The sequence below is a fragment of the Tautonia plasticadhaerens genome (assembly GCF_007752535.1).
Lineage (GTDB): Bacteria > Planctomycetota > Planctomycetia > Isosphaerales > Isosphaeraceae > Tautonia > Tautonia plasticadhaerens.
The window spans coordinates 5587563-5608707 of record NZ_CP036426.1 but is presented as its reverse complement, the minus strand read 5'-3'; the positions used below and the strand labels follow the sequence as shown (position 1 = coordinate 5608707).

20 protein-coding genes are annotated in these 21145 nt (G+C 71.8%); 10 read left to right on the top strand and 10 right to left on the bottom strand.

Annotation, left to right across the window (positions count from 1 at the left end):
- Positions 1 to 251: 251 nt before the first annotated feature.
- The 7 genes from ElP_RS22470 (at position 252) to ElP_RS22445 (ending at position 7819) form a co-directional block, all read left to right on the top strand.
- On the top strand, positions 252 to 1676 hold the full coding sequence (locus ElP_RS22470; RefSeq protein ID WP_231749217.1) for a trypsin-like peptidase domain-containing protein: 1425 nt from the start codon (positions 252 to 254) through the stop codon (positions 1674 to 1676).
- A gap of 163 nt (positions 1677 to 1839) precedes the next feature.
- Entirely contained in the window at positions 1840 to 2979 is a 1140-nt protein-coding gene (locus ElP_RS22465; RefSeq protein WP_145273308.1) for a glycerate kinase, read from the top strand.
- Entirely contained in the window at positions 2976 to 3953 is a 978-nt protein-coding gene (locus tag ElP_RS22460) for a thiamine-phosphate kinase (protein WP_145273305.1), read from the top strand. The genes ElP_RS22465 and ElP_RS22460 overlap by 4 nt, the downstream gene beginning before the upstream one ends.
- Positions 3943 to 4428, top strand: coding sequence for a tRNA (adenosine(37)-N6)-threonylcarbamoyltransferase complex ATPase subunit type 1 TsaE (gene tsaE, locus ElP_RS22455; RefSeq protein WP_145273302.1), 486 nt, complete (start codon positions 3943 to 3945; stop codon positions 4426 to 4428). The genes ElP_RS22460 and tsaE overlap by 11 nt, the downstream gene beginning before the upstream one ends.
- A 205-nt stretch (positions 4429 to 4633) precedes the next feature.
- Positions 4634 to 5089: a hypothetical protein gene (locus tag ElP_RS38525; RefSeq protein WP_197447144.1), complete on the top strand. Its 456-nt coding sequence runs from the start codon at positions 4634 to 4636 to the stop codon at positions 5087 to 5089.
- Positions 5086 to 6393 carry a P-loop NTPase family protein gene (locus ElP_RS22450; RefSeq protein ID WP_231749216.1) on the top strand — a complete coding sequence of 436 codons (1308 nt, stop codon included), beginning with the start codon at positions 5086 to 5088 and terminating at the stop codon, positions 6391 to 6393. The genes ElP_RS38525 and ElP_RS22450 overlap by 4 nt, the downstream gene beginning before the upstream one ends.
- Before the next feature lie 112 nt (positions 6394 to 6505).
- On the top strand, positions 6506 to 7819 hold the full coding sequence (locus ElP_RS22445; protein WP_145273299.1) for a BaiN/RdsA family NAD(P)/FAD-dependent oxidoreductase: 1314 nt from the start codon (positions 6506 to 6508) through the stop codon (positions 7817 to 7819).
- A 21-nt stretch (positions 7820 to 7840) separates the two neighbouring features.
- On the opposite strand, the gene hslU is transcribed toward ElP_RS22445, so the two are convergent.
- Together hslU and hslV are read right to left on the bottom strand one after the other, a co-directional pair.
- Complete coding sequence (gene hslU, locus ElP_RS22440) at positions 7841 to 9220, bottom strand: ATP-dependent protease ATPase subunit HslU (RefSeq protein ID WP_231749215.1); 1380 nt, start codon at positions 9218 to 9220, stop codon at positions 7841 to 7843.
- Positions 9217 to 9750 (bottom strand): ATP-dependent protease subunit HslV, encoded by a 534-nt coding sequence (gene hslV, locus ElP_RS39925; protein WP_231749214.1) that lies wholly within the window; start codon positions 9748 to 9750, stop codon positions 9217 to 9219. The genes hslU and hslV overlap by 4 nt, the downstream gene beginning before the upstream one ends.
- Before the next feature lie 201 nt (positions 9751 to 9951).
- On the opposite strand from hslV, the gene treZ reads away from it, so the two are divergent.
- The 3 genes from treZ (at position 9952) to ElP_RS22425 (ending at position 14719) form a co-directional block, all read left to right on the top strand.
- Positions 9952 to 11865, top strand: coding sequence for a malto-oligosyltrehalose trehalohydrolase (gene treZ / locus ElP_RS22435; protein ID WP_145273293.1), 1914 nt, complete (start codon positions 9952 to 9954; stop codon positions 11863 to 11865).
- A gap of 229 nt (positions 11866 to 12094) precedes the next feature.
- Complete coding sequence (locus ElP_RS22430; RefSeq protein ID WP_145273289.1) at positions 12095 to 13216, top strand: Gfo/Idh/MocA family protein; 1122 nt, start codon at positions 12095 to 12097, stop codon at positions 13214 to 13216.
- A 90-nt stretch (positions 13217 to 13306) separates the two neighbouring features.
- On the top strand, positions 13307 to 14719 hold the full coding sequence (locus ElP_RS22425; RefSeq protein WP_145273286.1) for an efflux RND transporter periplasmic adaptor subunit: 1413 nt from the start codon (positions 13307 to 13309) through the stop codon (positions 14717 to 14719).
- Between the two features lie 53 nt (positions 14720 to 14772).
- On the opposite strand, the gene ElP_RS22420 is transcribed toward ElP_RS22425, so the two are convergent.
- From ElP_RS22420 to ElP_RS22390, 8 genes are all read right to left on the bottom strand, one after another.
- Positions 14773 to 15687 carry an SPFH domain-containing protein gene (locus ElP_RS22420; protein ID WP_145273283.1) on the bottom strand — a complete coding sequence of 305 codons (915 nt, stop codon included), beginning with the start codon at positions 15685 to 15687 and terminating at the stop codon, positions 14773 to 14775.
- 164 nt (positions 15688 to 15851) lie between these two features.
- Positions 15852 to 16424 carry a DUF2179 domain-containing protein gene (locus ElP_RS22415; RefSeq protein WP_145273280.1) on the bottom strand — a complete coding sequence of 191 codons (573 nt, stop codon included), beginning with the start codon at positions 16422 to 16424 and terminating at the stop codon, positions 15852 to 15854.
- Between the two features lie 58 nt (positions 16425 to 16482).
- Complete coding sequence (locus tag ElP_RS22410; RefSeq protein WP_145273277.1) at positions 16483 to 17787, bottom strand: hypothetical protein; 1305 nt, start codon at positions 17785 to 17787, stop codon at positions 16483 to 16485.
- On the bottom strand, positions 17777 to 18904 hold the full coding sequence (locus tag ElP_RS22405; RefSeq protein WP_145273274.1) for a lactate/malate dehydrogenase family protein: 1128 nt from the start codon (positions 18902 to 18904) through the stop codon (positions 17777 to 17779). The genes ElP_RS22410 and ElP_RS22405 overlap by 11 nt, the downstream gene beginning before the upstream one ends.
- Before the next feature lie 57 nt (positions 18905 to 18961).
- Positions 18962 to 19915 carry a class II aldolase/adducin family protein gene (locus ElP_RS22400; protein ID WP_145273271.1) on the bottom strand — a complete coding sequence of 318 codons (954 nt, stop codon included), beginning with the start codon at positions 19913 to 19915 and terminating at the stop codon, positions 18962 to 18964.
- 38 nt (positions 19916 to 19953) lie between these two features.
- Positions 19954 to 20178, bottom strand: coding sequence for a EutN/CcmL family microcompartment protein (locus tag ElP_RS22395; RefSeq protein ID WP_231749851.1), 225 nt, complete (start codon positions 20176 to 20178; stop codon positions 19954 to 19956).
- Positions 20081 to 20887, bottom strand: coding sequence for a hypothetical protein (locus tag ElP_RS39920; RefSeq protein WP_231749213.1), 807 nt, complete (start codon positions 20885 to 20887; stop codon positions 20081 to 20083). Before ElP_RS39920 ends, ElP_RS22395 begins: the two co-directional genes overlap by 98 nt.
- Positions 20884 to 21138, bottom strand: coding sequence for a EutN/CcmL family microcompartment protein (locus ElP_RS22390; RefSeq protein ID WP_145273265.1), 255 nt, complete (start codon positions 21136 to 21138; stop codon positions 20884 to 20886). The genes ElP_RS39920 and ElP_RS22390 overlap by 4 nt, the downstream gene beginning before the upstream one ends.
- Positions 21139 to 21145 lie beyond the last annotated feature (7 nt).

The following is a 21145-nucleotide window of genomic DNA, read 5'->3' as shown; positions in this document are numbered from 1 at the left end:
GTTCATTATGGGCGATCCGACCGGGCAGGGCGAGGGGGTCCCGGCCCCCGTGGCCCCATGAGCAATTCGCCGTCCCCCCCCTCCAGGGAGATCGGTTGTTCGGGATGTGATGAACGTCTGGCGGGGCGCCCGACTCCGGCGCCTTCGGGGGCGAAAGGCGGCGGGGTGGGGAGACGATCAAACAACTACGATCGTGTCTGGCCGCACCGGTAGGGCCGGCGAACCGAAGACCCGCAGAGAGGGCCACCAACGTGCTCTTGCCCTGGATGACGCGACGTTGGCTATTCTGGCTGATGGTGGCGACGGCCGGCTCCTCGGCGGCGGTGCCGCCGGCCACCCGACCGGCCTCGGCCGACATGACCTCCCGGCGGACCCCGCTGGTCGAGGCGATCGAGCGGGCGATGCCGGCCGTGGTGAACATCACCAGCGAGAAGCGCGCCTCCTCGAACAGCCGATGGCCCTTCTCCCCCGAGGAGAATCGCCGGCCGCTGGTCAGCGGCATGGGGACCGGCGTGGTCCTGGACCAGCGGGGCTTCGTCCTCACGAACCAGCACGTCGTCGACCAGGTCAACGACATCCGCGTCTACCTCGCCGACGGCTCGTCCTACCCCGCGCGGATCCTCCAGGAGGACCGGAGCATGGACCTGGCCCTGCTGAAGGTCGACGCCGGCAGGCCGCTCACTCCGATCTCCATCGGCACCTCCTCCGACCTGATGATCGGGGAGACGGCCATCACCATCGGCAACGCCTTCGGCTACGAGAATACCGCCTCGACCGGCATCGTCAGCGCACTCGGCATCGACGTCACCCTGGCCGACGACCAGGTCTACCACAACCTGATCCAGACCGACGCCGGCATCAATCCCGGCAATTCGGGGGGCCCGCTGATCAACATCGACGGCGAGCTGATCGGCATCAACGTCGCCACCCGGGCCGGGGCCCAGGGGATCGGTTTCGCCCTGCCCATCGACGACGTCAAGCCCGTCGCCGCCGGCATGCTCAGCACCCGGAAGCTCGTCGGCACCTGGCACGGACTGGTGGCCGTCGAGCGCGTCCTCGACGGCGCCCGTCGCGTGGTCGTCTCCGCCATCGAGGCCGGCAGCCCCGCCGAGGAAGCCGGCCTGAAGCCCGGGGATGAGCTCATCCGGGCCAATAACCTGGCCCTCACCAACCCGATCGACCTGGAGCGTGCCCTGCTCGACTCCTCCCAGGGCAAGCCCGCGGCCCTCGTCGTCGACCGGGGGGGCGACCGTCGGGAGCTCTCCCTCGCCCCCCGGCCCGTCTCCCGGACCCAGGCCGCGACGACCGCCTCGCCGGACTCCGACGAGCAGGTCTGGCGGCTGCTCGGCCTGAGGACCCAGCACGTCACCCAGGAGTACGTCGCCGTCGCCTCCCCGAAGCTTCGGGGCGGCCTGTACGTCCGGGAGATCCTCCCCGGCAGCCTCGCCGACCAGGCCGCGATCCGGCCCGGCGACATCCTGGTCGGGATGCACGTCGGCGACCGCCACCTGGAGACGATCCGGCCGGACAACATCATGTACATCCTCCGACAGGCCGAGACGGCCGGCTCCCAGGCGGTTCCGTACTACATCGTCCGCCAGAACGTGCTGCACCAGGGCACGATCAGCCTCTCCGAGGTCTATCAGGCCCAGGCCGTCAGCCCGACCGTCCGCTGAGTCATCCGTCCGATCTCACCCGACGGCTTGGCCGGGCCGGGGCCGCGGGCCGGGGGCACTCCCCCGCGGCCCGCGGCCCCGGCCCGTTCCGGGTGGCCGATGGCGTGGAACCCGCACCCCCGATCCGCTATCGTGGGGCGAGGGCCGGGCGCCCGGAGGAGCCATGCGGTACGTCATCGCCCCGGACAAGTTCAAGGGCAGCCTCTCGGCCGTCGACGCCTGCCGGGCGATCGCCTTGGGGGTCCGACGCGCCGACGATGCCGCCGAGGTCGACGAGATCCCCATGGCCGACGGCGGCGAGGGGACCGTCGAGGCCCTCGTGACCGCCCTGGACGGCACCACCCGCACCTCCCGCGTGACCGGCCCGCTCGGCCCTCCCGTGGAGGCCCGATTCGGCCTCTCCGGCGACGGCAGGACCGCCTTCATCGAGATGGCCGCCGCCTCCGGTCTCGTCCTCGTCCCCGAGGATCGCCGGGACCCGACGGTCGCCACCACCCGGGGGACCGGCGAGCTGATCCGGGCTGCCCTCGATGTCGGGGTCGATCGGATCGTCGTGGGGATCGGCGGCAGCGCCACCAACGACGGCGGGGCCGGCATGGCCCAGGCCCTCGGCTATCGCCTGCTCGACGCCGGGGGAGACGACCTCGGCCCCGGCGGCGGCCCCCTGGCACGGCTCGACCGGATCGACCCGACGGGCCGGGACCCCCGGCTCGATCGGGTCGAGCTCGCCGTCGCCTGCGACGTGACCAACCCCCTCTGCGGGCCCGACGGCGCCTCCGCCGTCTACGGGCCCCAGAAGGGGGCCGACCGGGAGGCCGTCGACCGGCTCGACCGCAACCTCCGCCGGCTGGCCGAGGTCGTCCGACGCGACCTCGGCCGGTCCGTGGCCGACCTGCCCGGCGCCGGCGCCGCCGGGGGGCTCGGGGCGGGGCTGGTCGCCTTCGGCGGGGGACGGCTGGAGCGGGGCGTGGAGCTCGTCTCCCGGACCGTCGGCCTCGCCGACCGCCTGGAAGGAGCCGACCTCTGCCTGACCGCCGAGGGATCCCTCGATGAACAAACGGCCCACGGCAAGACGATCGCCGGCGTCGCCCTCGTCGCCCGGGACCGGGGATGCCCGGTGATCGCGCTGGCGGGGGGCATCGGGCCCGGGGCCGAGGCCCTCCTGGGGTCGGGCGTCTCCGCCTTCTTCAGCATCTGCGACCGGCCGATGGCACTCCGGGAGGCGATCGACCAGGCCGATCTCCTGCTGGGGAGGGTCGCCGAGCAGGCCGTCCGGGCCTTCCGATCGGGGCGTCGACGATGACCGCCCCGGGGGGCCCCCTCGGCGAGTTCGAGCTGATCCGGCGGATCCGGGGGATGGCCCCCGCCCACCCGTCGGTCGCCCTCGGCATCGGCGACGACGCGGCCGTGCTCCGCCCCCCGCCGGCCGGCTCCTCGACCGTGGTGACGACGGACCTCCTGCTCGACGGCCGCCACTTCCTCCTCGACGAGTGCGGCCCCGAGGCGGCCGGTTACAAGAGCCTGGCGGTCAACCTCTCCGACGTCGCCGCGATGGCCGCCCGGCCGGTCGCCGCCTTCGTGGCCGTCGCCCTGCCGAAGCGATCGGCCGAGGAGATCGCCGAGGGGCTGATGGCCGGGATGGCCCCGCTGGCCAACCGCTTCAGCCTCGCCCTCGCCGGGGGGGACACGAACGCCTGGGACGGGCCTCTGGTCGTCTGCGTCACCGTCATCGGCGAGGCGAGCCCGCCGGCCCCGGTCCTCCGGTCGGGGGCCCGGCCCGGCGACGTCGTCCTCGTGACGGGCCCCCTCGGCGGCAGCATCCTCGGTCGCCACCTGAGGCCCGAGCCGAGGGTCGCCGAGGCCCTCGCCCTGCTCGAAGCGGCCGAACTCCATGCCCTGATCGACCTGTCCGACGGCCTGGCCTCCGACCTCGGCCACGTCCTCGACGAGAGCGGGGGGCTCGGCGCCTCGCTCGACGCCCACTCCATCCCGATCCACCCCGACGCCGAGCGCCTCGCCTCCCGGTCCGGCCGAAGCCCCCTGGACCACGCCCTCGGCGACGGGGAGGACTTCGAACTCTGCCTGGTCGTCCCCCCCGAGTCGGCCGCCTCCCTGCTCCGGTCGCCCCCCCCGGGCGTCACCTTGCATCGGGTCGGGGAGATCGAGCCGGGGCCCGGCATCCGGCTCCGCGACCGGGACGGGTCGACGGCCCCGGTCCGGGTCCGGGGGTTCGACCACCTGGGGGCCGGCGGGGAGGCGGGCGGCCATGCGGGTTGAACGCTCGAGACGGGGGCTCCGGATCGACTCCGAATCGGAGCGGCAGACCGATCGGCTCGGCCGGGCGATCGCCGGTGCGGTCGGGCCGGGGGTCGTCATCGCCCTGGTCGGCCCCCTCGGCGCCGGCAAGACCCGACTGAGCCGGGCGATCGCCGAGGGACTGGGGGTCGACCCCCTCGCCATCGCCAGCCCGACGTTCGTGCTCATCCACGAATACGAGGGCCGCCTGCCGGTCTACCACTTCGACGCCTACCGCCTCGACGACCCGGACGCCTTCGACGCCCTCGGGGCCGCCGAGTACCTGGAGGGGGAGGGGGTCTGCCTCGTCGAGTGGGCGGACCGGGTCCTCGATCGCCTCCCCGAAGGGGCCTGGACCGTGACGCTCGAACCGACCGGCCCGGACTCCCGGGGGATCCTCGTGGCCGGGCCCGACGAGGCCCTTCGACGGATCTCGGTCCTGCTCCGGGGCGGCTGATCGGACCGGCCCGCTGACGTAGTTGACCGCCCCCGAGCCGCGACCTACGGTGCTCTCGGGGTCCCGGAGTTCGGGGCCCGCCGGTCGATCCGTTCCGATCCGTTCCGATCCGTTTCGCCTCGGATCGGCATCGGGTCGGATCGGCACGTCCCCGGGCGGGGACCACCGCGGAATGATTCCAACACCAGAGCGGGCGGCGGGATCGATGTCGAAGCTCCGTCACTATTCCTCCTTCATCGTCGCCAGGACGAAGGTCGACGTCGGCCGGGATCGGCGCGTCTTCCCGCGCTATGCGTCGAGCGGGGCGAAGTGCTGGTTCGGCTGGTGGGAGGAGGGGAGTCCCCGGGTCGTCGAGGCGGTCGTGGTGGACGTGAGCCAGGGCGGGGCGGCGCTGGTCGTCCTCAAGCCGCCCCGGGCCGGGCAGCCGTCCTGGATCCGCCCGCTGTCCCTCTCCGCCGACTGGGTCTCGGGCACGGTCGCCCGGCTCCGGGTGCCGGGGCGGCTGAACGCCCTGCTGGGGCATCCGAGCCGGGTCGGGATCGAGTTCCACGAACACTGCCCCTGGCAGGCGCTCCGGGCGGCCCTCTTCGACGTCGGCGGGCCGGGCTCGACGGCCGGCAGCCCCCCGACCCTCCCCACACCCAGAGGTCCCGGATCGTGAGCACCGCGACGAGCACGCTCCCCTCGTTCGACGCCGGCGAGGCCGTCGCCTTCCGGCCGACGGCGCCGACCGACTTCGCCTCGGCCGGGTTGAACCAGGCCCTGGTCGAATCCCTGGTGATGAAGTTCCTGCTCGGGATCGGCGTCTCCTCCGGCCGAAAGATCGCCGAAGAACTGGGCCTGCCCTTCGGCCCGTTCCCGGAGTTCCTCCGGGGGCTGAAGGCCCAGCAACTCGTCACCTACACCGACACGGCCGCCGCCAACGACTACTACTTCTCCCTCACCGACGCCGGCCGATCCCGGGCCCGCGGGTACATGGAGGAATGTGCGTACGTCGGCACCGCCCCGGTCCCCTTCGCCGACTACGTCGGGGCGATCTCGGCCCAGTCGATCGCCAGGGAGCAGCCCAAGGAGGCCGACCTCCGCCGCGCCTTCTCCGACCTACTGGTCTCCGAGGAGATGTTCGGCGTCCTCGGCCCGGCGATCAACTCCGGCAAGGGCCTGTTCCTCTACGGCTACCCCGGCAACGGGAAGACGAGCATCGCCGAGCGGATCACCAGGTGTTACGGCTCGACGGTCTGGATCCCCCGGACGATCCTCGTGGAGGGCCAGATCCTCAAGCTCTTCGACCCGGCCAACCACGAGCCCCTGGAGCACCAGCGCTCCGGCCTCCTCCGCAACGACGACCTCGACAACCGCTGGATCCAGATCAGGCGCCCGACCATCGTCGCCGGCGGCGAGCTGACGATGGAGGCGTTGGAGATCTACTACGACACGGACAACAAGATCTGCGAGGCTCCCCTCCAGATGAAGTCGAACAACGGGACCTTCCTCATCGACGACTTCGGCCGCCAGCGGATGGCCCCCATCGAGCTACTCAACCGCTGGATCGTCCCCCTGGAGAAGCGCTACGACTTCCTCCGCCTGCCCAACGGCAAGCAGATCCGGGTCCCCTTCGACCAGCTCATCCTCTTCTCCACGAACCTGGAGCCGAAGGACCTCGTCGACGAGGCCTTCCTCCGCCGGATCCCCTACAAGATCAACGCCGCCGACCCCACCGAGGCCATGTACCGGCGGATGATCGAGATCTTCGCCCCCAAGCTCGGCTTCGACGAGATCGACGAGCAGGCCGTCGACTACCTGATCGCCCAGCACTACCGCCGGGTCAACCGCCCCTTCCGCTGCTGCCAGCCCCGGGACCTGCTGCTCCAGGTCCGGAATTACTGCATCTACAACGACCTGCCCCTGGAGCTGAAGCCCGAATACTTCGACTTCGCCGCCGGGAACTACTTCACGGTCCTCTGATCGGCCGCACCGCCCGGCCGTGTCCGCAGGAGGCCGGGTGGGACCTCGGACGCGAGGTCGGCCCGAGGCCGGTATAATCCCCCGATCCAACCCTCGATCGGGGACGACCACCGTGAACTCGACCGAACCGCCCTACGACGTCGCCGTCCTCGGCGCCGGGGCCGCCGGGCTGTTCGCCGCCTTCCGGGCGGCCGAGCGGGGGCGCCGCGTCCTGCTGGTGGAGAAGAACCGGCGGCCGGGGGTGAAGATCCTCATGTCGGGCGGCACCCGGTGCAACATCACCAACGCCCGAGGGCTGAAGGACCGCTCCGTCGTCTCCGGGCCGATCGACCCCGCCTTCGACCCGAAGCAGGCGAAGGGGGCCCGGAGCATCATGCAGGCCTTCGGCGACCGGGGGAGGTTCCTCGCCCCGTCGCTGAAGGCGCTGGGCGTCGAGCAGACGGTCGCCCTGTTCGAGCGGGAGGGCGTGGCCACCAAGATCGAGGGGAACGGCAAGGTCTTCCCCGTCTCCGACCGGGCCGTCGACGTGCTCGACGCCCTGGCCCGGCGGCTCGACCGCAGCGGGGCCGAGCTCCGGACGAATTGCCCGTGTTCCGGGGTCGAGCCCGACCCGGAGTCCGACGGCTTCCTCGTCCGGCTCCCCGACGGCCCCGCCCGGGCCCGTCGGGTCGTGCTGGCCGTCGGCGGGCGATCCTACCCGGGCTGCGGCACGACCGGGGACGGCTACGACATCGCCCGGTCGTTCGGCCACGCGATCGTCGAGCCGAGGCCGGCGCTCGTCCCCCTCCGGATCGAGGCCGAGTGGGTCCGGGAGCTGAAGGGCATCACCCTCCCCGACGCGACCGCCCGGGTCCTCCCCCCGGAGGGCGGCCCGGCGCTGGCCGATCGCCGTGAGGCCGTCCTGTTCGCCCACTTCGGCCTGACCGGACCGGCGATCCTGGACGTGAGCGGGCCGGTGGCCCGCTTCGACGGCCCCGGGCCGCTCACGCTGGAACTGGACCTCGCCCCCGACGACCGCCCCGAGGCCCTCGACGCCTCGCTCGGGCTCGCCGCCCGGGCAGGCCGCAAGCTCGTCGCCGGCCTGCTGCCGTCCGCCCTCCCCAGGAGGCTGTCGACGGCCGTGTTGCTCGCCTCGGGGGTGCCCGAGGACCGGGTCGGCCCCGAGCTGGGCCGGGACGAACGCCGCCGGATCGTCGCCGGGATCAAGGCGCTCCGCCTGCCGATCGCCGGGACGCTCGGCTTCGCCAAGGCCGAGGTCACCAGCGGCGGCGTCTCCCTCGACGAGGTCGACCCCGACTCCCTCCAGAGCCGACTCCGCCCCGGCCTGCACCTGATCGGCGAGGTCCTCGACCTCGACGGCCGGATCGGCGGCTACAACTTCCAGGCCGCCTGGAGCACGGGCTGGCGCGCGGGCGAGGTCGTCTGAGCCCGGCCCCTCCCGGGCCCCTCACAGGATGTAACGGCTCAGGTCCTCATCCTGGGAGATCGGCGCGAGCACCCGGCGGACGTCCTCGGCGTCGAGGGTGACCCGGTCCCCGTGCCGATCCGGGGCGTCGAAGCTGATCTCCTCGACCACCCGCTCCAGGATCGTGTGCAGCCTCCGGGCGCCGATATTCTGCGTCGACCGGTTCACGTCGAAGGCGATCTCGGCCATCGCGTCGATCGCCTCCTCGGTGAACGACAGGGTCAGGCCCTCGGTGCCCATCAACGCCTGGTACTGCCGGACGATCGAGGCCCGGGGTTCCCTCAGGATCCGGGCGAAGTCGTCCCGGGTCAGGTCGTTCAGCTCGACCCGGATCGGGAACCTCCCCTGCAGCTCGGGCATCAGGTCCGAGGGCTTGGCGCGGTGGAAGGCCCCGGCCGCGACGAACAGGACGAAGTCCGTCCGGACCGGGCCGTACTTGGTCGTCACCGTGGTCCCCTCGACGATCGGCAGCAGGTCGCGCTGCACCCCCTGCCGGGAGACGTCCGGCCCCCGGGACGACCCCTCATCCCCGGCGATCTTGTCGATCTCGTCGAGGAAGATGATGCCCGACTCCTCGGCCAGCGCCACCGAGGCCCGGTTGATCTTCTCCGGGTCGAGCATCGCCTCGGCCTCCTGCTCGACCAGCAAGGGCCGGGCGTCCCGCACCGGCATCCTCCTCGACTGGGAGGGCCTGGGCATCAGCTTCTCGAACATGCCCTGGAGGTCCATCTCCATCTGCTCCATGTTCCCGGCCCCGCCGAGGATCGACACCGGGGCCATCGCCCGGCCCGGCACCGAGACCTCCACCTCGGCGTCCTCCATCTCCCCGGCCTCCAGCCGGGACTTCATCTTCTCCCGGGTCCGCTTGCGGCGCTCGGCCGCCTCGTCCACCTCGCCTTCGGCGGCCGCGGTGGCCGTCCGTCGATCACGGTGCGGGGAGGGCGGCTCGGGCAGCAGCAGATCCAGCAGCCTCGCCTCGGCCCGATCCCTGGCCTTGGACTCGATCCGCTGCCGCTCCCGGTCCTTGACGATCAGGATGGCGGCCTCGACGAGGTCCCGGACCATGCTCTCGACGTCCCGGCCGTAGTAGCCGACCTCGGTGAACTTGGTCGCCTCCACCTTCACGAACGGGGCGCCCACGAGCTGCGCCAGCCGTCGGGCGATCTCCGTCTTGCCGACGCCGGTCGGGCCGATCAGCAGGATGTTCTTCGGCGTGACCTGGCTCCGCATCTCCTCGTCCAGCTGCCGTCGCCGCCAGCGGTTGCGCAAGGCCAGGGCGACGGCCCGCTTGGCGTCGTGCTGGCCGACGATGTCCCGGTCCAGCTCGGCCACGATCTGTCGGGGGGTGAGGTCGTCGCTCACGGCAGTTCCTCGACGGTGATGCTCTCGTTCGTGTAGATGTCGATGCCCGCGGCGATCTTCAGCGATTCCCGGACGATCCGGCCCGGCGGGAGTTCGGTGTGGGCCACCAGCGCCCGCGCCGAGGCCAGGCCGTAGGCGCCCCCGGATCCGGCGGCGAGGATGCCGTCGGTCGGCTGGATCACGTCCCCGGAGCCGCTCAGCAGGAGGCTGTGCTTCTCGTCGGCGACGATGAGCAGCGCCTCCAGGCGACGCAGGGCCCGGTCGGTGCGCCACTGCTTGGCCAGCTCGATGGCGGCCCTCGGGACGTTCTCCGGGTGGTCCTTCAGCTTCGCCTCGAAGCGTTCGAGCAGGGCGAAGCCGTCGGCGGCGCTGCCGGCGAAGCCCACGAGCACCCGCCCGCCGGCCAGGCGGCGGACCTTGGCGGCGTCGGCCTTCATGATCTGGTTGCCCAGGGTCACCTGGCCGTCCCCGCCGAGGGCGACCTTGCCCTCGCGGCGGACCGAGAGGATCGTCGTGGCGTGCCACGTCATCGGGTCGGGCCCTCCGTCTTCCTCGATTCGGCACGGGCGATGCGAGCCGTCCCCGGCATCCTAGGCCCGCCGGCCCCCGCCCGCCAAGGGGAGGGCCCCCCGATCCCATGGGACGGCCACCCCGTCCCGGATTGCGACCTCGGGCCGACGGCCGTTCGTTTGGCTGATCGACCCCCGACCCGCGAGCCCGAAGGAATTCCGATGTCCCTCGATCGTCGATCCGTCCTCGGCCCCTCCCACTGGCGTCCCTCGATCGGGGCCTGGCCCGAGCGAGACGGGGTCCGATTCCGGGTCTGGGCCCCGAAGGAGCCCGGCGTCTCGGTCGTCATCGAGGGGGATCCTCCCCGCGTCGAGCCCCTGGAACGGCACGCCGACGGCACCTTCGGCGCCCTGGTCGATGGCCTCGGGCCCGGGGCCCGATACCGATACCGGATCTCCTCCGGGGAGTTCCCCGACCCCGCCTCCCGGTTCCAGCCCGAGGGCGTCCACGGCCCCTCCGAGGTAGTCGACCCCGGCCACTTCCGCTGGCTCGACCGGGGCTGGACGGGGCTCACGCTCGACGAGCTGGTCGTCTACGAGCTGCACGTCGGCACCTTCTCCCCCGAGGGCACCTTCGACGGTGTCACCGGCCGACTGCCCTATCTCCGGGACCTCGGCGTCACCGCCGTCGAGCTGATGCCCGTGGCCGACTTCCCCGGCGACCGCAACTGGGGATACGACGGGGCGGCCCTCTACGCACCCTCCCGTCGCTACGGTCGGCCGGACGACCTCCGGAGGCTCGTCGACACGGCCCACCGCCTCGGCCTGGCGGTCCTGCTCGACGTGGTCTACAACCACCTCGGCCCCGACGGCTGCTACCTCCCGGCGTTCAGCCCCTACGTCTTCTCCGAGATCCACTCGAACCCCTGGGGCAAGAGCCTCAACTTCGACGACACCCACAGCACGCTCGTCCGCCAGTTCTTCATCGAGAACGCGCTGCACTGGGTCCACGAATACCGCGTCGACGGCCTCCGCCTCGACGCCACCCACGCCATCATCGACGACAGCGACCGCCCCTTCGTCGCCGACCTCGCCAGCCGGGTCCGGGAGTCGGTCGCCGACCGCGAGGTGCTCGTCATCGCCGAGGACCACCGCAACCTCGCCCAGATGATCCGGCCCGAGGGGGAGGGGGGATGGGGCCTCGACGGCGTCTGGGCCGACGACTTCCACCACATCGTCCGGGTCGCCCTGGCCGGCGAGCACGAGGGCTATTACCGGGACTTCACCGGCTCGATGGCCGAGCTGGCCGACTGCCTGGTCAAGGGCTGGCTCTACACCGGCCAGCACTCGACCAACCGGGACGAGCACCGGGGCTCCGAGCCGATCGGCGTCCCCCCGCGCCGGATGGTCGTCTGCACCCAGAACCACGACCAGATCGGCAACCGGGCGATGGGGGACCGCCTGCACCACGGCTGCGACCTCGCCGCCTACCGGGCCTCCTCGGCCTTGCTGCTCTGCGCCCCGGAGACCCCCATGCTCTTCCAGGGGCAGGAATGGGCCACCGGCACCCCCTTCCAGTTCTTCACCGACCACGAGGCCGACCTCGGCCGGGCCGTCACGGAGGGCCGACGCCAGGAGTTCCGCCATTTCGCCGCCTTCGCCGACCCCGCCTCCCGCGACCGCATCCCCGACCCCCAGGCCGAGGCCACCTTCCTCGGCAGCCGGCTCGACTGGTCGGAGCCCGACCGGGAACCCTACGCCTCGACCCTCCGCCTCTTCCGGGCCCTGCTGACCCTCCGACGCTCCGAGCCGGCCCTCAAGAACGCCCGGATCGGCTCCTACCGGGCCGCCCCCCTCTCGGACCATTCGCTCCTGCTCCGCAACGACGCCGAGGTCGGCCCCTCGCTCCTGGTCGTCTTCCACCTGGGAGGGGCCGAGGAGGTCTCGCTCTCGGCCCGACCCGAGCTGGACGGCCTGGACGTCTCCCGGTGCCAGCTCGTCCTGACCACCGACGAGCGTCCCTTCGCCCCCGACGGCCGTCCCCCCGCCGTCTCCCTCGACGGCGACGCTCCCGCGATCCGCTTCGAAGGCCCCTCGGCCGTGCTCATCCGTGCCTGGCCCGTCACGTCCCGGTGACCTCCCCTCGTCATCCAATCCTCCGGCCCCCTCTCCCCCCGACCGGGGAGGGGGGCGGAGGGCCGATCCCAGCGGGGTCCGCTCGCCCACCGGGCATGGGACCAGGATGCCGGGGTCGTGCAGAACGCCCGGGATCTCGGCATGATTGAGGGCCCGGCCCTCCTCCCGCACCGGAGGCGGGCCGAGCCCCCGAATCGACCCTCCCGACGGCGAACCGAAGCAAGCAGCCATGCCCATCCGACCCAAGCAGCCCCCCGTCCGCGTCGCTATGATCGGCTCCGGGGCCGTGAGCGACTACCACCACGTCCCCGGCGTCCGGATCGACCCCCGCGCCGAGCTGGTCGCCGCCTGCGACGCCGACGCCTCCCTGCTGGAACGTCGCAAGGCCGACTGGGGCATCGACCGCGTCTCCACCGACTACCGCGACATCGTCGACGACCCCGACGTCGACGCCGTCGTCATCGCCACCCCCAACTTCACCCACCGGGAGATCAGCGAGGCCGCGGCGAAGGCGGGCAAGCACGTCATGTGCGAGAAGCCGCTCGCCCTGGACGCCGCCGAGGTCCGCTCGATGTACGAGGCGGCCCGGGACAACGGCGTCGTCCACATGACGGCCTTCACCTACCGCTTCGCCCCCGCGATGATCTACCTGCGCCACCTGCTCGGGTCCGGCGCCCTGGGCGAGCCCCGCCACTTCCGCTCCCAGCGCTTCCTCGACCTCCCCGAGACGAGCTGGGGTTGGCGGCAATACAGGGACAAGGCCGGGGCCGGCGACCTCTTCGACATGACCATCCACCGCATCGACTTCGCCATCGACCTGCTCGGCCCGATCTCCAGCGTCTGCGGCGCCGTCGCCCGCTTCGCCCCCCGAGACCGACTCGCCGACGGGACGTCCTGCCCGCCCTCCGAGGTCGACGACTGGTCGAGCATCATCGGCGAGTTCGCCTCCGGCGCCACCGGGGTCTGGGAGGGCACGACCCTCGCCAAAGGCTACCACCGCGACGGGTTCGGCCATGAGTGGGCCGAGATCAACGGCTCCGAGGGCTCGGCCGTCTACCGCCTCCACGAGCCGAACACGATCCTCCTGGGCAAGACCGGCAGCGACCTCGCCCCCGAACCCGTCCCCCTCCACTTCCTCAAGCCCGCCTCCAGCCCCCGGGACCCCAACGAGGGCCCCCCCGCCACCGTCTTCCGCTACGACCTGATCTGGGAATTCGTCTCCGCGATCGTCGAAGGCCGGGACGCCGTCCCCAGCTTCCTCGCCGGCCTCAACGCGCAGATCGTCGCCGACGCCGTCCTCCGATCCCACGCCGAGCGCCGGTGGGTCGACACCCCCACCGCCCCGGCCTGACCCCCGCCTGACGACCGAGAGCCCCTTGACAAATGTCGGAGATCGGCGACAATCGCCCCGTAAGCCGACACTTGTCCGAGGGTAGCGACGATGACGACTGAGGCCCGGGGGTGGTGGTTGCTGGGAGCCGTGGCCGTCCTGGTGCCGATCGGGCTCGCCTCGGCCCCCCGGGCGATCGTCGTCGGCACCGAGGCCGATCGGGGGGCGGGGTGGACGGGCCGGGGCTGGGGCGTGGTGCGTGCCGAGGAGGTCGGGGAGACGATCGTGCTCTCGGGCCTGGCGTGCTCGGCGAGCCAGACGATCATCGCCCCCACGGTGGAGCTGCTGGCGGACGTGCCGCCGGTCCTGGGAATCTTCGGGCCGGCGGCGCCGACCCGGATCATCGAGCTCATCCCCGAGGGGACCCGGGTCGCCAGGGACGAGGTGATCTGCCGACTCGATCCCAGCGCGTACGCCGACCGGGCCCGAGACCAGCGGATCGAGGTCGATCGGGCCCGTTCCGGGCTGGCCGAGGCCGATCGAGCCCTGGCGGTGGCCGAGGCCGGCCTCGTCTCCTACCGGGACGGCGATCGGGCCTGGTTCGAGCGGCAGATGGAGGTCGATCGGGCGATGGCCCGGGTCGACCTGACCCGGGCCGAGGACTACCTGGCCTGGTCCGGACGGATGGGGGCACTCGGGTACGTCTCCTCGGCGGACCTGGCCGAGCACCGGCTCTCCCTGCTCCGGGCGGAGGTCGCCCTGTCCGACGCCGAACTCGCGCTCCGGACCTTCCGCGAGTCGACCGTCGGGGCGGTCCTCCGGGGCCTGGAGGCCGAGGTCGACCGCTCCCGGACCCTCCGGGACTTCGCCGTCGAGGAACTGGAGGCCGCCGAGGAGCGCCTCGACCACCTGGAGGAGCAGGTCGACCGCTGCTCGATCCGGGCCCCGCACGACGGCACCGTCTATTACGCCGATATCTTCTTCAACGACTACTACCAGGTCCGGGAAGGCGCCGAGGTCTATCCGGGGATCCACCTGTTCATCCTGCCCGACCTGTCGAAGATGGAGGTCGAGCTCTTCGTCCACGAGCGCTTCGCCGGCCTCGTCGCCGAGGGCCGTCGGGCAACCGTCTCGTTCGAGGCCCTGCCCGGGTGCACCTTCCCCGCGCGGGTCAAGTCGATCGACCTGCTGCCGACCCCCGACTGGCGTCACTTCGAGGAGTGGCAGCAATTCCGGGTCCGGGTCGCGATCGACCGGCCGCCCGCCGGCCTCCGGCCCGAGATGACCACCCGGGTCTCGATCGCCACGGACGAGCCCCGATCGGCCCTGACCGTCCCCGCCGGGGCGGTCGGATGGGACGACGCCGGCGCCCATTGCGTCGTCGAAACCGATCAAGGGCCGAACCGGCGGGCCATCCGCGTCGATCGAGGCACGGTCGATCGCCTCGTCGTCCTCGAGGGGCTCCGGCCGGGCGATCGAGTCCTGATCGATCCGAGGAGAAACGACCGGGGCGAGGGGCATTGAGCCCCCGAGGCCGGGGGACGCGAGGATCGAGCCCGACGACCCCCGCCCCATGATCAACGCCCCTGGTGCCCCGACGCCGCGTTGATGATCGGCTGCGTGCCTCGGTCGCTGCAGAGCACGACCAGCAGGTTACTGACCATCGCGGCTTTCTTCTCGTTATCCAGCTCGACCAGCTTCTGGCTGGCGAGCATGCCCAGCGCCATCTCGACCATGCCGACCGCCCCCTCGACGATCTTCGACCTCGCGGCGATCACCGCGTCGGCCTGCTGCCGCTGGAGCATCGCGTGGGCGATCTCGGGGGCGTAGGCCAGGTGGCTGATCCGGGCCTCGATCACCTCGACCCCCGCCTTGAACAGCCGGTCCTGGATCTCGGTCCTCAGGTGCTCGGCCACCTCGGAGGTGTTGCCCCGAAGCGACAGCTCGTCTTCGGCGTGGGCGTCGTAGGCGTACCCGGTGGCCAGGTTCCGCAGGGCCGACTCGCTCTGGACCTCGACGAAGTTCTCGTACTTGTCGACGTGGAACATGGCCTCGGCCGTGTCGATCACCCGCCAGACCACCACGGCGGCGATCTCGATCGGGTTGCCGTGCCGGTCGTTGACCTTCAGGTGTCCGCTCTCGAAGTTGCGGACTTTGACCGAGATCGCCGCCTTCGAGTAGAACGGGTTGGCCCACCTCAGGCCGGGCTTGCGGACGGTCCCCTTGTAGTCGCCGAACAGTTGCAGCACCTTCGCCTCGTTCGGGTTGACGACGAACAGCCCGGTCAGGCCGACGATCGTCAGGACGGTCACGAAGATCGACCCGATGATCGGCGCCGGGCGCTCGGCGACCGCCCCGAGGACCAGCCCCCCCAGCGACAGCAGCAGCGTGGCCAGCAAGACGGCGAGATAGACGAACCCGGAGGCCGGGTCGGTCTCGACCTCCCGGATCGGCGACTCGGGCTTTCGGGTGGGGTCGTAGAGCTCTTCCATCGCGGTGCCTCCCGGGACCCCGCCGGCCGAATGCCGGCCAGGGAAGCGGTCCCGGAGTGCGTTCGCTCGCCGCCGGCGATCATTGCGGATCGCCCCGGCCCCCGGACCGGGATCCCTCGCCCATCATCGGGCCCGCCGGATTCGGCCTCGGGGATCTCCCCCCGTCACTTCATCTTCAGGTACGCCCGCCATCCCGTGACGTGGGGCAGCGGGGTGAGCAGCTCCACCGACCGCTCCCGGAGCGTCTCGATGGTGTAGAAGAGGGCCGGGTCCTGCCCCTGGGCCGTCCGGATGATCCTCGGCGCCTCCCGGCGACGGCAGGTGACGAACAGGAGGGTGACCGGCCCGTTCCTGCCCTGGCCCATGAAGGTCGTCAGGCGGTAACCCTGCACCCGGAGCGTCTCGGCGATCCGCTCGCCGTGGTTCGGGGAGATGATCCGGACCACCACCGAGCCCAGCGCCAGCCGCTTCTCGATCGCGATCCCTACCCCATTGCCGGCCGCGAACCCCCCCGCGTACGCCACCGCCAGGATCGGGTTCTCGTCGAACCCGGCCATCACCTGGGAGACGCCGACCACCCAGATCAGGACCTCGAAGAACCCGAGCAGGACCGACAGGCGGATCCTCCCCTGGACCACGGAGATCGTCCGCAGCGTGCCGAACGAGACGTCGGCGATCCTCATGAGGAAGATCAGCAGCGCGATGGCCCAGGTGGGCAGGGTGGTGAGCAGTGACACGGCAATCGCGGGTGGGGAGGGGCGGTTCCGGCTCGGGATCCGACCGCCGGGCGCTCCGTCACGCCCCGAGGCCAAGCCGGCGGCGATGATAGGCGAGCCGCTGGGACACGTCCATCCGGGAAAAATCGGGCAAGCCGCCCGGGAGCACCGGGAAGCTGTTCGAGTCCCGGTCGGCCGCGGCCGACATCTCGCCCCGCTCGCCCTCGCACGCCCCGCATCCGCAATCGCAGCCGGCCGTAGGGGCGGCCGGGGTGGGGACGGCCGATCCCGCCCGGGCCGAGCCGTTCGACGACGGCCGGGAGGCCGGCGGGACGACGACCGAGGTCGACGACCCCCCGTAGCTCATCGAGGTCGCCTGGGGCCGCAGGTCGTCTTCCAGCGGCCGATGGGGCCGGATCCCCAGCCGGTCGAGCACCGCGTGGTAGGCCCGCACCGCCTCCGCCGCCCCGATCTGGCCGTCGGCGATCAGCCGGAGGAACTGGATGAACGCGAGCTGATTCTCCGCGTTGTTGATCTTCCGGCCGTAGAGCGCGACCTTCGCGCCATGGGCCCTCGCCTCGGCCAGCAGGTGGAAGGCGTCGAAGGTCGTCCCGGCCGAGCCGCCGAGGATGCCGACCACGAGGTGCGGGTCGTAGGAGACCAGTTCCTCCAGCGCCTTCGGCCCGTGGTAGACGATCTTCAGGAACACCGGCCTCCCCGGCCCCGCGACCCCGGCCAGCATCCGGGCGATCATGTCGTTGAGGTAGTGCGGGACGGTCTCCGGGTCGATCGTCCCCGGCACGTTCGGGTCGAACACCTCCAGGAAGTAGCGGAACCCCTTCCGCTCCGCCTCCTCCCGGAACTGGTGGAACCGCTCCAGGGTCCGGAAATCCTGCTCCGGGATGTTGTTGAACGTGACGCTGTAGAGGCCCAGGTCGGCCCCCAACGAGCGCTCCCCCGGGGCGCAGTCGACGTGCCCGCACATCGCGTGGTCGAGCAGGGCCGATCGGTGCGGCTGCGCCGGATACTGGGCGTAGACCGACCCCCGGGCCAGGTGGACGTCGGTCGCGTCGTTGGCCCGGATCGCCGGGGTGACGTGCGACCCGTCGAACAGCCGGTCCCGGATCGTCAGCTGATAATTCGAGCTGGCCGACATGAGCATGATGTCGACCAGGCCCTGCGTCGCGTTCAGCCGGATCTGCTGGCGATACTCCTCCAGCGTCCTCAGCCGGACCTCGCCGCTGTGGGCCTCGGGGGACATGCCCGGCGCCCCGATGCCGAACGCCATGTCGGCGTCCTTGGCGTCCGCGAGGATGAACTCCCGGCAGCCGTGGGGATCGGCGTGGATCGCGGCCAGCTTGCGGTCGAGCGACTTAGTAACCACCCCGCCCTCCGCCGGACTGCCCGGAGATCGTCACCCTCGGCCTCCCGGCCGACGCGTTCGACCCGCCGGATCCCATCGTCACCCGGACCCCCTGGCCGTTCGCCGACGCCGGGGGCGGGCCTCCCCGGGACGCCCCCGACGTGGTGCCGTTACCGCCCCGGCCGGCCGCCGCCTTCGCCGCGTTCGGGTTCGTCTTGAGCACCTGGTCGATCGTCTCCCGCAGCACCCGGGCCGACTGCTGGAGGCCCGACAGTTCCTTCGGCCAGAGGTCGAGTTCGAGTTGAGCCCGCACCCCGCCCTCGCCGACCACCGTCGGCACCGAGATGCAGACGTCCCCCATCCCGTACTGGCCGCTCACCAGCGAGGACACCGGCAGGATCCGGCGGGAATCGAGGGCGACTGTGTGGATCACCTCCCGGATCGAAATCCCCACCGCGAACCCGGCCCCGCCCTTCAGCTTGATCACCTCGGCGCCGCTGCCCTTGGTCCGCTTGAACAGCTCGTCCGCCTTCGACGGCGACCACCCGGGATACTTCTCCAGCGGCAGCCCCGCCGCCTGGGCCACCGACCAGAGGGGCACCATGCTGTCGCCGTGTTCCCCCAGGATCGTCGCGGTGACCTGCGTGGCCGGGAGGCCGAGATCCTGGGCGATCAGGCCCCGGAACCGGGACGAGTCGAGCATCGTCCCCAGGCCGATCACCTGACGGGGGGGCAACCCCGTGCGCCTCGTGGCCAGATACGTGAGCACGTCCACCGGGTTCGACACGACGAGGACGATCGCGTCGTCCCGCAGTCCGGCGGCCATCACGTCGTCGAGGATCTTCAGGAACAGCTCGACGTTCCGGTTGATGAGGTCCAGGCGGCTCTCGTCCGGTTTCCTCCTCAGCCCCGCGGTGATGCAGACGAGGTCGGTCTCCGGGATCGACTCGTACCCCGTCGCCCGGATCCGCTGGTCGGCCACGAGCGCGGCGCCGTGGAGGATGTCCAGCGCCTGGCCCCGGCAGAGGTCGCCGTTCACGTCGATCAGGTTGATCTCCGGGACCACCCCGCCGCATTGCAGCGCGAACCCGGTGCACGACCCGACCAGCCCGCCGCCGCCGATGATGCCGACTCTCATCCCCTCGCCCCCGTCCTGTTAGGTGAACCCCGATCGATCCCCGTCCCGACGGCGACGTCAGCACGAACCCGCATACGATCCCGACCCGTTCGACGAGGGGGCCGCCGCCCCCCCCAGCGCCCGCATCACCTGCTCGGTGATCGCCTGCACCATCGACTCGAACTCCGGCCCCTCCCCCTTCGAGGCCGGGGCCGACGCGGGCATGGCGCAGGCCACCTGCTGCACGGCCTGCTGGAGCTTGTCGGGGACGAAGGCGTTCGGCTCCGGGCGGAACGACTCGTGGTACCCCTCCCGGAACAGGCTGTTGCCGCAGAGGTCACAGTTCTCCAGCCCCAGCTCCAGCCGGACGTCCCGCACGCCGATGCCCGGCTTCAGGCGGATCAGCTCGGCGGCCTTGTGGTCGTTGTAGTACTTCGGCCCGCCCAGGGGCTTGGTGAGCAGCAGGATCCGGCAGTAAGCGTCGATGATCTCGGTCTTGAAGTAGGCGTCCATCAGGTCGCTGCCGGCGGTCACGGTGCCGTGGTTGGCCAGCAGGATGGTGTCGGTGTCCTTGATGTACGGGATCACCGTGTCGGCGAACGCCTGGCCGCCGGGGGTCTCATACGGGGTGATCGCCACCTCGCCGAGGAAGACCTCGAACTCCGGCATCGTGCACTTCGGGATCGGCTCCTGGGCCACGGCGAAGGCCGTCGCGTGCGGCGGGTGGCAGTGGACGACCGACTTCACGTCGGGCCGATGCTTCATGATCGTCAGGTGCAGCAGGATCTCGCTCGACCGCTTCCGCTTGCCCGACACCTGGCCGCCGTCGAGGTCGACGATGCACAGGTCGTCCGGCTTCATGAACCCCTTCGACACCCGGGTCGGCGTGCAGAGGACGCGGTCCTCGGACAGCCGGTAGCTGATGTTCCCGTCGTTGGCCGCGGCGAAGCCCTTGTTGTAGACCCGCCGGCCGACCTCGCACATCTCCTCGCGGAGCTTCCACTCGCCCATGAAGTTCCCGCTGCCCGCCATGATCGACGCTCCTTGACCTGATCGCGCGATTCGGTGTTTCAGACGTTGAGTTGATCCAGCAGGCAGGCGCAGTAGGCGTCCACCGGCGTCTTGGCCTTGCCGAAGGGGTTGGCGGCCTCCCTCCCCTCGCTGATCCCGATGATCGCGCCCGGCCCGGCGCCCAGCTCATCGAACACGACCAGCTCCTCCCCACGCTCCGGCGAGCCATCGGTGATCGCCTCCCGGGGCATCGGCACGACGACCAGGAGCCTGGGGTTCCGCAGCGAAGGATGCAGCCGGGAACACGTCACCCGGCCGATCACCTCCCCGATCCTCATCGTCGCCCTCCCCCCCCGGCCGGCCGGGCACCTCGGGGGCGCCCCCCCGGCGGAAGACCTTCATGCCGTGCAGCAGCGAGGGGATCGACCGCCCCCCCGGCTCGATCACGATCAGGTTGGCCCCGAGGCGGTCGACGGCCCGGGCCACCGCGTCCGCGTCGGCAGGGGCCGCCGGGCGGACCCCCGGCACCCGGGACGCGACCCAGCAGGCGACCGACGCCTCGGGCGTCAGGACCACCGCCCCCCGGTCGTCTCCCGCCGACACCCAGCCCGCCGCCTCGACGGCGTCGCCGCCGACCTCGGCCCAGGCGTCCGGCCCGGAGTGGATCGCCCGGCGGATCGCGTCGGCGTGGGCCACGCCGGGCTCGATCGCGAAGCCCCACTCGCCCCGCCGCGACGCCTCGGGCTCCGAGACGAGTCGGACGGCGATCCCGCGACGCTTCAGCAGATCCCGGGCGATCGGCGTGATCACGGTCGCCGGGCCGACCCGGATCTCCCGGACCTCGGGGCCGATCGCCTCGACCTGCCGCTCCCCGAGCAGCCTCCCGGCGAAGGCACCCGCCGGGCGACGACGGCCCGGGGCCGGGGCCCGCCGGATCCCGGCGAGCACGGCCCTGACGGCGGCATCGACCTGTGCGATCGTCGGCGAGGTCATCCGTCCGGCAGCCCCATCACGCTCCACCGGCCGGGCGTATCCCGGCCGATCATCTCCTGCAACGCCTTCCCGTCGTTCGTCACGATCACCCGGTCCCCCCGGCCCGCCCCCATCCGGTCGAACGCCAGGACCGGGTCGCCGTCGTCCCGGCCGTCGGCCCCTTCGAGCTGCACGACGAGCAGCCGCTCCCCCCGGAACGTCGGGTGCTTGATCGTCGAGGTCGCCGACCCGATCACGCGGCCGAGTTGCATCGGAGGA

Bases quoted from the DNA above. Each gene is read 5' to 3' on its own strand.
- ElP_RS22465 (WP_145273308.1), top strand. From the start codon at position 1,840: ATGCGGTACGTCATCGCCCCGGACAAGTTCAAGGGCAGCCTCTCGGCC.
- ElP_RS22460 (WP_145273305.1), top strand. From the start codon at position 2,976: ATGACCGCCCCGGGGGGCCCCCTCGGCGAGTTCGAGCTGATCCGGCGG.
- tsaE (WP_145273302.1), top strand. From the start codon at position 3,943: ATGCGGGTTGAACGCTCGAGACGGGGGCTCCGGATCGACTCCGAATCG.
- ElP_RS38525 (WP_197447144.1), top strand. From the start codon at position 4,634: ATGTCGAAGCTCCGTCACTATTCCTCCTTCATCGTCGCCAGGACGAAG.
- hslV (WP_231749214.1), bottom strand. From the start codon at position 9,750: ATGACGTGGCACGCCACGACGATCCTCTCGGTCCGCCGCGAGGGCAAG.
- treZ (WP_145273293.1), top strand. From the start codon at position 9,952: ATGTCCCTCGATCGTCGATCCGTCCTCGGCCCCTCCCACTGGCGTCCC.
- ElP_RS22430 (WP_145273289.1), top strand. From the start codon at position 12,095: ATGCCCATCCGACCCAAGCAGCCCCCCGTCCGCGTCGCTATGATCGGC.
- ElP_RS22425 (WP_145273286.1), top strand. From the start codon at position 13,307: ATGACGACTGAGGCCCGGGGGTGGTGGTTGCTGGGAGCCGTGGCCGTC.
- ElP_RS22420 (WP_145273283.1), bottom strand. From the start codon at position 15,687: ATGGAAGAGCTCTACGACCCCACCCGAAAGCCCGAGTCGCCGATCCGG.
- ElP_RS22405 (WP_145273274.1), bottom strand. From the start codon at position 18,904: ATGAGAGTCGGCATCATCGGCGGCGGCGGGCTGGTCGGGTCGTGCACC.
- ElP_RS22400 (WP_145273271.1), bottom strand. From the start codon at position 19,915: ATGGCGGGCAGCGGGAACTTCATGGGCGAGTGGAAGCTCCGCGAGGAG.
- ElP_RS39920 (WP_231749213.1), bottom strand. From the start codon at position 20,887: ATGACCTCGCCGACGATCGCACAGGTCGATGCCGCCGTCAGGGCCGTG.
- ElP_RS22390 (WP_145273265.1), bottom strand. From the start codon at position 21,138: ATGCAACTCGGCCGCGTGATCGGGTCGGCGACCTCGACGATCAAGCAC.